Here is a 12,030-nt window from a genome sequence, read left to right as displayed (position 1 = left end):
CTAGCTCGCCAGCTTGGCCAGCACGTCATCGACGGATGCCCCGCCCAGCAGATCAGCAACGTCCAGCTCGTGGTCGAACTCAAGCTTGACCCGACGGCGAAACTCCAACGCCTGCAACGAGTCAAGACCCATCGCGACCATCGGCACGCCGGTATCGATCGCCTCGGCGCTCTCGACTCCGATGGCTTGAGCCAACAATGTTACGAACCGGCTCGCGAGATCATTTTCCACGTTGGGCGGCTGGGGTGCTGGCTTGCCGGCGTACGGGGAAGTCGAATCCAGTTGCGACAACAAGGAATGACGACCGCAGGTCTCCAGCACAGAGCGGGCGCGGTCGAGGTCGAACGCCGTAACGATCACGTTCTCGCTGAACCGTCCCATGCCCACCTCAAGGGCGTCGGCAGGATGCATCGGCACTACCCCGAGGCCTGACAGCATTGTCAACCCGGACTGATCCAGATGGACTGCCCAATGGCCCCACTGCACCGAAATACAGTCCACACCGGTGGATCTGAGCTGGTGTGCCAGCGCGTCGAGCATGCGGTTGCCTGCTGCGTAGAGAGCCAACCCGCGGCCCCCGACGGTGGCCGACACCGAGGAGCAGAACACGACCCGGCAGTTGTCGGCCAGGGGAAAGCTGTCCAACACCCGGGTGATACCGACCACCTTGGCTTGCAACGCCTGGTCAACCTTGTCAACCGTGATGTCTTCCAGTTCGATACCCGAGTACTCCACGGCGGCATGAATAACCAAGTCCGCGGCTGTGCCCTCCTGCGCGAGTTGCGCCACGGCGCCCGGGTCAGTCACATCGCAGGCGATGACGCGAATATCGGTGGGCGTGACCGCCCGGATGCGCTGCAGGCAGTCGGCGGTTGCGGCGGTCTCGCCCGACCTGTTGACCAAACTGATTCGCCCCGCGCCGCGACGGGCATAATGCTCGCAGATTTCGAGTCCGAGCTTGCCTGTGCCGCCGATGATCAGGACATGTTCGGCCGGTGCGGCGTTGGAGTCTGTTGTGGGAGGCTGCTTTTCGCTCACGCGCTTGGCGTAGAGGGCACCGCCACGCAGCGCGAGTTCCGACTCGTGGGCCGTATGCAAAGCCGCCACCAGCGCTGTCGCGGCAGGTGCGGACTCCGCAGTTCCGGCCGGCAAATCAAGGTGACGGAACCTCGTCCCCGGGTACTTGGCTCCGACACTGCGAAAGCCGGCGCTGACCGCGGCAGGTACCAGGTCCGGCGGGGGATCGTCGGCGATTACCGTCTCGCCAGCCACCGTGACCAGCCAGAAATCGGTGATTGCGGCATCGACACCCGGCCACCACGCGCGATTGGCGAAGAATGTCGCGACCTGTGCCGCCGCCGTGGCGGCATCGCGTAGCGGCGATTGCGGGAGAAGCAAGACGAGAGTGTCTAAGCCGCCTACCGTCGTGGCGGTCTCGGCGTTGACCCGGCGCGCGGTGGCGCCGACGTCGCCGGCGGCCGCGCAGAGCGCATCGGCGAGATCACTGCACTCACCGGTGTGGTCGATGATGCCGATAGTTCGCGGCGGCACCAGCGAGCGTCGGGACAACCGAACCCATTCCTCGGCGAGCAGACGCGGGCGTGTGGTGGTTGCTGCAGGGGTAGGGGCAGGGGCTGGCTTCGGCGCTGCGACAGCGACAGCGCCGTGCTCGTAAGGCATCCACAGCTTGACCTCGTTCCAGACCGTGTTCGGAAAGTCGAGCAGCGGCAACGGCGCTGGGCCGTCGAATTCGGTACCCAGCGCCTCCCATGCGAAATCCAGATCATGCAACGCCAGTTGCAGCAGATTGCCGGTGAAGTCGTCGAGATCACCGGCCGCGCGCAGGGAAGTGCCGAGCACCAAGGCAGGATGCTCAAGGTCGACGTCGGCGAGGTTTTCTTGGATGGCCAGCTGCAAGGTGGGATGTTCGGCCAGTTCGACAAAGGCATCGACGCCCAAGGCCGACGCCGCCGCGATCGCTTTGTCGAAACGAACGGTGTTGCGCAGGTTCCAGAACCAGTACTGGTCTACCGCCACATCCGGCGTGATGGCGCCGCCGAGAGTGGTGCCGACGCAGTCGATCTCGGAGTCGAGAAACTTCGGATTCTCCAGTTCGCGCTGGGCGGCGCTGCGTAGCTTGTCGTTGAGCTCGTTGATCAAGCTGGTGTGTGCGGGGTAACGGACGCCGATCATTCGTGCGAACACGTCCCGCTCGGCGCAGGTGTCCACGATGCACTGCACTGCATCCCGGTCGCCCGAAATCCCGTGCAGGTTAGGCGAATTGACTACCGAAAGCTGCACCCAGCCGGAGCTGCGGGCGAGCAGGTCCTCACACGTCTCCCGGTCTGCGGCAATCACCGCCATCGCATAGGTGTGCGAGGCGAACTCGTCGGCAGCGCGGGAGCGGATGGCGACGATTCGGACCGCGTCGTCCAGGGTGGTCAATCCGGACAAGTAGGCGGCGGCGATTTCGCCTTGGCTGTGCCCGATTGTGGTCTGCGGTGCCACGCCGAAGGATTGCCACATTGCGGCCAGACCCGCCATCTGGGTGAACAAGGCCGGCTGTACGGTGGCGGCGTCGTCGTCGACCGGAAGGGTCTCGTCGAGAAGGTAATCCAGCGGTGACTGTCCCGCGTAGGCCGCGAACGCCGCCGCGCAGCGATCGGCCTCGGCGCGAAACGCCGGCACCGACTCATAGAACAACCGACCCATGCCAGGACGTTGACTGCCCTGCCCCGGAAACACGAATCCGACGCTGCGACTGGTGGCGGCGGTCCCACAGCGAACAACCTGGGGGTGGCCGCGATCTTCGGCAACCGCCTGCAGCGCGCTCAGCAGCTCATCCCGATCCGAAACGGTGGCCACGGCCCGGTACTTGCGGGCTATCCGGGTACGGAACAGCATGTCGGCGATCGCCTGCGGTGATACGTCGGAATGCGCTGTGGCGTAGGCAAGCACAGCTGAGGCTTCCCGTGGCAGCAGGTCGGCGGCCTCGGCCGTGAGCAGGACCGGAATCGACCCGTTCGGGAGTCGGTACGTAAGAGGCGTCACGTTCTCACTCTCGGGGACTCAAGCACTCGCGGGCATCGCGACGATCGCGTGCGCGTTGGCGCCACCGGCGCCGAAGGATGACGCGGCGCCGTACCGGACACCGTCTTTGGGCTGCCATTCATGTACCTCGCTGGCCAACCGGATGCCCACTAGATCCCAGTCGAGCTTGGTAGTGGGGTTGTCTGCGAACAAGGTTGGCGGAATGTAACCGTGCTGCCCGGCGAGCAGCACCTTGATCAATCCCAAAATCCCCGCCGCGGCCTGTGCATGCCCGGCGTTCGACTTGATCGATCCCAGCAGCGCCTGGGATCCTGCCGCACCGTATGTCTTGAACAGCGCGAGCAGTTCCACCGGGTCGCCGGCTAGGGTCGCGGTGCCGTGCCCTTCGATCATGCCGACGTCGGCTGGGTCGATTCCGGCTGCGTCAAGCGTCTTCTGCACCACCTGTTCCTGCGCGCGCACCCGGGGCACCAGGATCGGTTTTCCTTTGCCGTTGTGATTGGTGCGGACGGCCAGGATGCGGCCGTAAATGCGGTGTCCCAGTTGACGTGCCCGCGATTCCCGTTCCAGCACAACCATTCCCGCGCCTTCTCCCCAGACGGTGCCGCTGACGTCGTCGGAGTATGCCCGGCAGTGGCCGTCGTCGGATAACGCGTGAAGCTTGCCGAACTCGAAAAATGCTGCCGGTGAGCCCAGTACACACACGGCACCAGCGAGTGCCCACTCGCATTCGTCCATCGCCACCGAGTTCGCCGCCAATTGCAGGGCGGTCAGAGACGAACCGCAAGCCGAGTCGATGCACATCGACGGGCCGGTCAGGCCGAGGCAGTGCGAGATTCGGCCGGCACCGCCCAGCTGGCCCATGCCGACGGTGCGGTGACCGGTGTAACCATCAGCCACCGCGGTGCGGGTGCCGTACTCGGTCATCGACATTCCGACGAAGCACCCGCCGAATTCCCCTTCGAGGGTGGCCGGGTTGATGCCGGCGTTCTCCAGCGCCTTCCAGGCCACCCGCATCGCGACCCGTTGCTGGGGATGCATCACCAGAGCTTCGCGATGGGTGATGCCGAAGAACGGCGGGTCGAAGGTCATGGCGCTTTCCATGAAACCGCCTGCGTCGCAGATCTTTCCCCAACCGTCTGTCTCGGACACCGCCAAGAGGTCCTCGACGGGCCATCCCCGATCCCGCGGAAACGGGGAGATCAGTTCGCGGGAATCACACAACGCTTCCCACAAGGCGGCAGGGGTGTCGAGGCCGCCCGGCGCTTCGACTGCCATCCCAGAGATAACGACGGGGTCGGTCACCGGGTCTGCTCGCGTTGTAGACAAGAGGCCAGCAGCTCGGCCACGTCATCGAGGTGATCGTTGAGGAAGAAGTGGCCGCCCTCGAACAGGGTGACTTCGACACTGTCGGTGTGCTTGCCCCATCCGTAGAGGTCTGCGAGCGTGACGATCGGGTCCTGGTCACCGCCGAGTGCGTGGATCGGAGCGGAGACTTTCACGTCGTCGGTGCACGAATACGCATCGCATGCGCCATAGTCGGCTTTGATCACGGGGAGTGCCAGTCTCATCAGGTCGCGGTTGCCGAAGACGGCGGAGTTGGTGCCTTCCAGGGCGGTCAAGTGGTTGAGGATCTCCTCGTCCTCGGTGGGATGTGAGGGTTTGGTGATCGCGTTGGCCGGAGCTACCGCCGCAGAGACGACCAGCTGGCGCACCTCGATCCCGTGAGCTTCGGCGATCCGAACGAACTCGAAAGCAGCCCAGCCGCCCATGCTGTGTCCGAACGCGAGGACGGGGCCGCGGTTGTGTTCAGATGCCGAGAATTCTTCGAAGGCCCCCGCTGCGATCTCGGCGAGCGTGGGCAGTGGGGGTTCGGCCGCACGGTCCTGACGGCCCGGGTATTGGAAGATCACGACATTGAAATCGTTAGTCAGGACCTTGGAGAAGGTGCGGTAGGCCGACGCACCGGCGCCGGCGTGGGGAAAGACCAGCAAGGTGGGGCGCTCGGACGAATCCGGTTGGTGGAACTGCCTGATCCAGCCAAGTGTGCGCGGCATGCGATCCCACCTCTCGTGAACCCCGTTGTGCCGGCCCGCATGATTCGCCGCGAAGGCCGCAGGCGCATGAACTTAGCGAAGGCTAACATAACGCCGGGCTACCGATGATCGGTGCTGTGGCTTTACCCGTGGTCCCGCTCACGCACCAGCAAGGCCGCCCGTTTATGCGGCAGGTCCAGGTCCGTGACTCGGCGGAAACCCGCGAGTTCGGCTACCCGAATCAGGCGAACGTTGGAGGCGTCCGGTTCTCCGATCACCCGGGTGGCGAGCGGGTCGGCCTCCAGCTGCCAGGCGGAGATAACTCGCAACAAGTCCGCCGCTATCCGCTGCCCGCGGTATTTCGATGGACCGAGCAGCATGTGGATCCCGGCGTCGTGCGCGCGCGCCTCGTAGTACTGCGAAAGTGGGTCGAGGTCGGCGCGGTAGAGCTCCCAGTAGCTCATGGGTTCTCCGTTCAGCTCGCCCAGGTATGGACACGAGTGGCTGCTGAGCTGCTGTTCGCGCAGGTAGCACTCAATCCGGCGCGGGGACCACGGTTTCTGCCAGTACTTGGCGACCTCGGAGTCGTTCATCCAGAGGTGCAGCAGATCGAGGTCGCGGTCGATGTCCAATGAACGCAACGAGAAGAGCCCGCTGAATTCTGGGTGTTCCAATACGACGCACCTCCCGGCGAGGTCGGGTCTGTCCACCTGCATTGCTTCGCGCACGGGCGTATCGTTCCGCCATCGACGCGACCGCGCATTGGTTTGGTGGCGCACATCGCAGACTCAAATATGCGGGCCCTAGTGCGCCTCAGTGCGCTCTAGTGCTCCCTAGTGCATTGACGGGGCCAGCGATGGCGGCGGCCGAACGAAGTCGGCAACTTAGCGAAGGCTAACATAATCTGCTGGCGCGGTTGGGCTGGCTAGGAAACCGTCGTGCATTGCGTGCGGAGAGCGAGGAACCGATGGAGGGGGATGTGTGATGCGGGTCGTATCGTTCGGATTTCAGACCTGGGGGCACAAGACCCTGCAGGCCCTGATCAACCTCGATCACGACGTCGTACTCGCCGTCACACACCCAGCCAGTGAGCACGCTTACAAAGCGATCTTCTCGGCGTCGGTGGAAGAACTTGCGCGACGACACGGGATCCCGGTGCATCTCACCGACCGGGTCGACGCCGAGACCATAGACCTGGTCCGGCGCGCCGAACCCGATGTCATCGTGGTCAACAGTTGGTACACCTGGATGCCCGCCGAACTGTACGACCTGCCGCCGCACGGCACCCTGAACCTGCACGATTCGTTGCTGCCCAAGTTCACCGGGTTCTCTCCGGTGCTGTGGGCGCTGATCAGCGGCGAGAACGAATTCGGCCTGACCGTGCACCGCATGGACGACGGGCTGGACACCGGTGACATCCTGGTTCAGCACGCGCTGCCCATCGGCCCCACCGACACCGGGACCGAGTTGGTGGTCCGCGGCATGGATCTGATTCCCGGAGCGCTCGCAGAAGCGCTGGAGGCACTCGAATCCGGTACTGCGGTCTGGCGTCCGCAGAACAAGAACGAACGGACGTACTACCACAAGCGTTCGGAGCGGGACAGTCTGATCGACTGGAGTTGGCCGGCGGCCGATCTCGAGCGGTTCGTGCGTGCGTTGTCCGATCCGTACCCCCGCCCCTTCGCCTATTACCGCGGTGAACGGATAGAAGTACTCGAGGCCCGGCTCTCCCAAGCCCGATACGGTGGCACGCCGGGCCGGGTGATCGTGCAGGAAGGTGGCGGCGCGGTGGTGTCCGGGCCTGAAGCGTTCCGCGGCCGAAACCACGCGCTGATAATCACTTTGGTGCGAACCCGTGATGGTGTCGAGCACAGCGGGGAGAAGTTTTTTGCGCGCGGTGGCTATATCACCGCACACAGCGGTTCCGGACCGCAGGCGGTGTGAGGGAGACAGTGAAACCGACGATGGCATCCGATGCCAAGACCGTGCAGGAACGGCGGCGTGAGCTGCTGCGCAGACGCATCGCCGAGAGCGGCGCCGCTGTAAAGGTTCCTGCGGCTGATGAGCCCGTCCTGAAAGCGGGTGAGCGCTACGGCCTGTCCAGCGGTCAGCGTCGGATGTGGTTCGTGCAGGCGATGGACACCGCCGACACGACATTGAATATCTCTGTGGCATACCGACTGACCGGTGCTTTGGATCCGGAGCGATTGCGCAACGCCCTAAGCGACGTCATCGCGCGCCATACTGTGCTGCGCTCCACCTACGGGCTAGACGCCGAAGGCGAGCCGTATCAGACGTTCCAAGAAAGTGTCGAAATTCCTTGGCAGGTCGATGATCTGACCAAACTCGGGCCGGGTGAACTCAATCAGCAGGTCGAGACGACGGCTCACCAAGAGTTCGGTCGGCCGTTCGATCTGACCAGCGAGTTGCCGATGCGGGTCAGGCTGTTGCGAACCGGTGCCGCCGAATTCGTGTTGCTGTTGGTGGTGCACCACATCTGCTGGGATGACGATTCGTGGGCGGTGTTCTTCGAAGAGCTGGAGACTGCCTATAACGGCGGCACAATGAATCCCGCGGCCCCGCAATATGTTGCGGTCGAGGTACTGGGCCGGGCAGCCACCGAGGGCCGCGACGCTCAAAGCGCGGACATCGACTACTGGCGCGAAAGTTTGTCGCCGCTGCCGGATCCGCTGGAGCTGCCGGGGTCGTCGGTCGCAAACCCGTCCAAGAATGCGCAACGCCGCGCCAGCGCGGTGCCCGCCGAGATTTCCGCCCGGCTCGAAACCTTTGCCCGTAACCGATCAGCCACCCCTTTCATGGTGCTGCTGGCGGCTTACGGCGCGCTGATCCGTCGCTACGCCGGCGCAGCCGACTTTCTGGTCTCGATTCCGGTAACCGAACGTCGCGGCGTCGCCGTACGAGCCATCGGTTATTTCGGCAACACACTGTTGTTGCGCATCCGCGTGCGCTCGGAGGACACATTCACTTCGCTGGTCGACAGCGTGCGCGAGACATGCCTGCAGGCCTTCGCTCGGCAGTCCGTCGGCCTCGATCGCGTGGTGCGCGAAGTGAATCCGGAGCGGAGTTCGGGACGCGATGGAATGGATCATCTGGTCCGGCTGGGCTTCAGCATGCGCAAGACCGCGACGGGACTGCGATTGAACGGTGTGACCACGCGTCAACTCGACCTCGGTGCTGTCACCGCGCCGGTACCGCTGGCCCTGGCTATTGTCCTCGATCCGGAGGGCATGTCGACCGAATTCGAATACCAGACTGAGGTGCTGTCGAGCGCCCTTGTCGATCAGATGCTGTCGCACTACGTGCAATTGCTGGACCGCGCGTTGGATACGCCGGCACATCGCATCGCTGCACTGGATCTGCTCGGCCCCGGCGAACGAGCCGCCGTCCTCGCACAATCGCATGGTGAGCTGGTCGCCACCCCCGCTTCGACCATCGTCGCCGCACTGGAATCGGCGGCTGCCGCTGCGCCGGAGGCACTGGCGCTGGTTTCTGACGACGTACAGCTGACCTATGCCGAGCTGCACGGCCGCGCGAATCGGTTGGCGCGCTGGCTGATCGGGAACGGAATCGGGACGGAGGACATCGTCGGGTTGCGCATGACCACCTCCGTCGAATTCATCGTCGCAATGTTCGCCGTACTGAAGGCCGGTGCAGCCTACCTGCCGATCGACCCTGCTTTCCCCGAGGACCGCATCGACTACCTGGTCAGCGATGCCGGCCCCAAAATCGTTATCGGGCAACAGGAATTGATCGCAGCCGAAGGAACTGCGACGCTCCTGTCCGACGCGGTGGTCACCGACGCCGACCGGCTGCGTCCGCTACATCCAGAACATCTGGCGTACGTCATCTACACCTCGGGCTCCACGGGCCAGCCCAAAGGGGTCGCGGTGCCGCATCACGCGATTGCCGAGCACATGGACGGGTTTGTCGCCGAATGGAGCCTGACCGCATCCGACCGGGTGTTCCAGTCGTCGTCGGTCAGTTTCGACGCATCTCTCATGGAGATTTTCGCGCCGCTGTCACTCGGGGCGTGCCTGATCGTCCCGAAACCGAACGCCTTCAACGACATTCCGTACGTCGCGGACGTTGTCGGCCGGCACGGAGTAACCACCCTGCACATGGTGCCGTCGATGTTGAGCACCTTGCTGTTGCTGCCCGAAGTGAACGAATGGCGGCAGTTGCGCCACGTGCCGGTGGGCGGTGAGGCGCTGTCCGGGGAAGTGGCCGACAAATTCGCCGGCTACTTCGACGCGACGTTGCGCAACCACTACGGTCCGACGGAGGCCGTCATCTGCGCTACCCATATGTCCGTCGAAGGCCCGCAAGGCACCGGTGTCGTGCCGATCGGGGTCGCCAATCGGAACGTCTATACCTATGTACTCGATCAGGAACTGCAACCCGTGCCGGCCGAGGTGGTCGGTGAGCTGTATCTGGGCGGCAATCAGCTGGCGCGTGGCTACCTGGGCCGTCCGGCATTGACCGCACAACGGTTCGTCGCCGACCCCTTCAATCCGGGGATGCGGCTGTACCGAACCGGAGACCTTGTTCGCCGCAACGTTACCGGGAAGCTGGAGTTTGTCGGCCGCGCCGACGAGCAGGTTAAAGTCCGGGGCTTCCGCATCGAACTCGGCGAGGTCGAGTCAGTGATTGCGCTGCACCCCAAGGTGCGGCACTGCCTGGTCGTTGCCGAAGAAACCGAGATCGGCCCGAGGCTGGTCGGCTACGTCGTACCGGTCGCCGGAAACGACATCGAGCTGAGTGAGATTCACGCACATGCCGCGTCGGTATTGCCGGAATACCTGGTGCCCAGTGCGTTTGGCGTCATCTCCGAGATCCCGCTGACTGTGCACGGGAAGCTGGACAAACGGGCGCTGCCCGAGCCCACCGCGGTCACCACCCGCAGCTACCGGGAACCGGCGACCGATGGGGAGCACCGCATGTGCGCAATCTTCGGTCGGCTGTTCGGCTTGGAGCAGGTGGGGGCCGACGATTCGTTCTTCGACCTGGGCGGGCATTCGCTGCTGGCGGCACGCCTGGTCGCCCAGATCCGCGCGGAGTTCGACGTTGACTGCAATGTTCGCGCTGTCTTCGACGCCCCGACGCCGGCAGGTTTGGCCACGCTATTGGCCGAGCAGTCCGGCACCGGCCGCCCAGGACTGGTCGACGTAGTCCGTCCGGACCGGCCGCCGCTGTCCTACTCTCAACTCGCCATGTGGTTCCAGCACCGGATGCGCGGCGCCAATGACGTTTTCAATTTGGCTCTGTCGCTGCGATTCACCGGTCCACTGGACACGACCGCTCTTGAGGCCGCGCTCAATGACGTCGTGGCGCGACACGAGGCGCTGCGTACCGCGTTCGCCGAGCACGAGGGGATGCCGTACCAACGCGTACAGCCGGCCCTGACATTGGACCTCGCGGTCGTCGAGACCACCGCCGAACAACTGGACCAGCAGGTGACCGAGCTGCGGCGGTTTCTGTTCGACCTCGAGTCAGGACCGCTGATCAGGCCGACGCTGATCGTGCTCGGCCCCGACACCCACGTGCTGATCGTGTTGATCCACCACATCGTCACCGATCACAACTCTCTGGGCGTCATCTACGAAGACTTGCTCAGCGCTTACCGCGCCCGGCTAGCCGGTGCGGCGCCGACCTGGGATCCGCTGCCCTTTCAGTTCATCGACTACGCGCTGTGGCAGCGGAATACCTTCGATGTACCGAACGAGTGGGCACTGGGCGAGCTGAACTATTGGTGCAATGCACTGGCCGGGCTGCCCACCGAGATAGCACTGGGTGCTGACCGTGCGCGGCCGCCGGTGATCGGAAGGCGCGCGGCGGTAGCAACTTTCGCGGTGCCGGCGGCGCGCCGCGTTGTTCTGACCCGGCTCGCCGACGAGCATGGCGCCAGCGAATTCATGGTGTATCAAGCCGCGCTTGCGGTGCTACTGCACAAGATTGGTGGCGGCACTGACGTTGCCGTCGGCAGCCCGGTGGCGGCCCGTGGTGAACTGGCCGTAACACAGGTGAATGGGCCCTTTGCCAATGTGGTGACGCTGCGTAACGACCTGTCGGACGACCCGAGTCTGCGCACCACCCTCACCCGGTGCCGCGAAGTTGTGCTCGATGCGTTGGCGCACCAGGAATTACCCATTGACCGGCTGGTCGACGCGCTGAACCCACCGCGCTCGAGGTCGCGCAACCATCCGTTCTTCCAGAGCTCGATCCACTTCCGGGCCGAAGACTGGGCAACCGCACCGCGCGACCTCACCCCAGAGACGACGGTGGTGCCTATTCCGATGGAATTCGAGGTGTCCCTGCTGGATCTGAACGTCAGCGTGAGCGCGATGCCCGATGAGAATCTCGACGTGCGCATTGTCGCCAACGCTGATCTGTACGAACCAGAGACGGTGCAACACATCGCCGACGCGCTGGACGCCGCGTTGGAAGCCTTTGCGGTGACGCCCGACTCCGCGTTGTCGACACTGCAGTTGGCGCCGGCGGCTGTCATGGTTAAATTGCTGGCGCCGCCGACGCCGGCCGGCGCCAGCCCCGCGCAACCGGAGGTCTGCGGTTCTGCGGAAACTCAGCAGGCACTCATCGCCCTCTTGGAAGAACTCCTCGAAATCAGCGATGTCGAACCGGACGACAACTTCTTCGCCCTGGGCGGCGACAGCATCATCGCCGTGCAGATGTCGGCCCGGGCCAACGCGCAGGGGCTCGCGCTGGCCCCGGCGATGGTCTTCGAGCACATGACGATCGCCGAGGTGGCTGCCGCGGTCGATGCAGCCAATGATGCAGCGGGCGCGCCGGATTCGCGGTCAGAGCAACAACTGAGTGCGACGAGCGCACCGATGAGCGCATCCGGCCTGGATGCGGACGCGTTAGCCGCGCTGACCGCATCGTGGCAGAGCCAGTCGTGAGGCGA

The 12,030-nt window shown here is 64.4% G+C and carries 6 protein-coding genes; 2 read left to right on the top strand and 4 right to left on the bottom strand.

The genetic code is table 11. The features are described from left to right. The 4 genes from nbtC to A5636_RS02375 all read right to left on the bottom strand — a co-directional run bounded on the left by nbtC (position 1) and on the right by A5636_RS02375 (position 5,761). Positions 1-3,051 carry a nocobactin polyketide synthase NbtC gene (gene nbtC / locus A5636_RS02390; protein ID WP_065157076.1) on the bottom strand — a complete coding sequence of 1,017 codons (3,051 nt, stop codon included), beginning with the start codon at positions 3,049-3,051 and terminating at the stop codon, positions 1-3. Between the two features lie 18 nt (positions 3,052-3,069). Further along, a complete protein-coding gene (locus A5636_RS02385) occupies positions 3,070-4,356 on the bottom strand; it encodes a polyketide synthase (RefSeq protein ID WP_301336665.1) in 1,287 nt (428 codons plus the stop codon). Continuing rightward, positions 4,353-5,108, bottom strand: a complete 756-nt coding sequence (locus A5636_RS02380) for a thioesterase II family protein (RefSeq protein ID WP_065157074.1) — start codon at positions 5,106-5,108, stop codon at positions 4,353-4,355. The genes A5636_RS02385 and A5636_RS02380 overlap by 4 nt, the downstream gene beginning before the upstream one ends. A 122-nt stretch (positions 5,109-5,230) precedes the next feature. After that, positions 5,231-5,761, bottom strand: coding sequence for a GNAT family N-acetyltransferase (locus A5636_RS02375; protein ID WP_253900460.1), 531 nt, complete (start codon positions 5,759-5,761; stop codon positions 5,231-5,233). A 310-nt stretch (positions 5,762-6,071) separates the two neighbouring features. Between A5636_RS02375 and A5636_RS02370 the strand changes: the two genes are divergently transcribed. Both A5636_RS02370 and A5636_RS02365 read left to right on the top strand, forming a co-directional pair. Beyond that, positions 6,072-7,031: a methionyl-tRNA formyltransferase gene (locus tag A5636_RS02370; RefSeq protein WP_065157072.1), complete on the top strand. Its 960-nt coding sequence runs from the start codon at positions 6,072-6,074 to the stop codon at positions 7,029-7,031. A 20-nt stretch (positions 7,032-7,051) separates the two neighbouring features. Then, complete coding sequence (locus tag A5636_RS02365; protein WP_065157071.1) at positions 7,052-12,025, top strand: non-ribosomal peptide synthetase; 4,974 nt, start codon at positions 7,052-7,054, stop codon at positions 12,023-12,025. Positions 12,026-12,030 lie beyond the last annotated feature (5 nt).

Source organism: Mycobacterium asiaticum, assembly GCF_001673315.1.
Taxonomy (GTDB): domain Bacteria; phylum Actinomycetota; class Actinomycetes; order Mycobacteriales; family Mycobacteriaceae; genus Mycobacterium; species Mycobacterium asiaticum_B.
The sequence above is the reverse complement of the archived record's forward strand: the minus strand, read 5'-3'. Positions and strand labels throughout refer to the sequence as shown.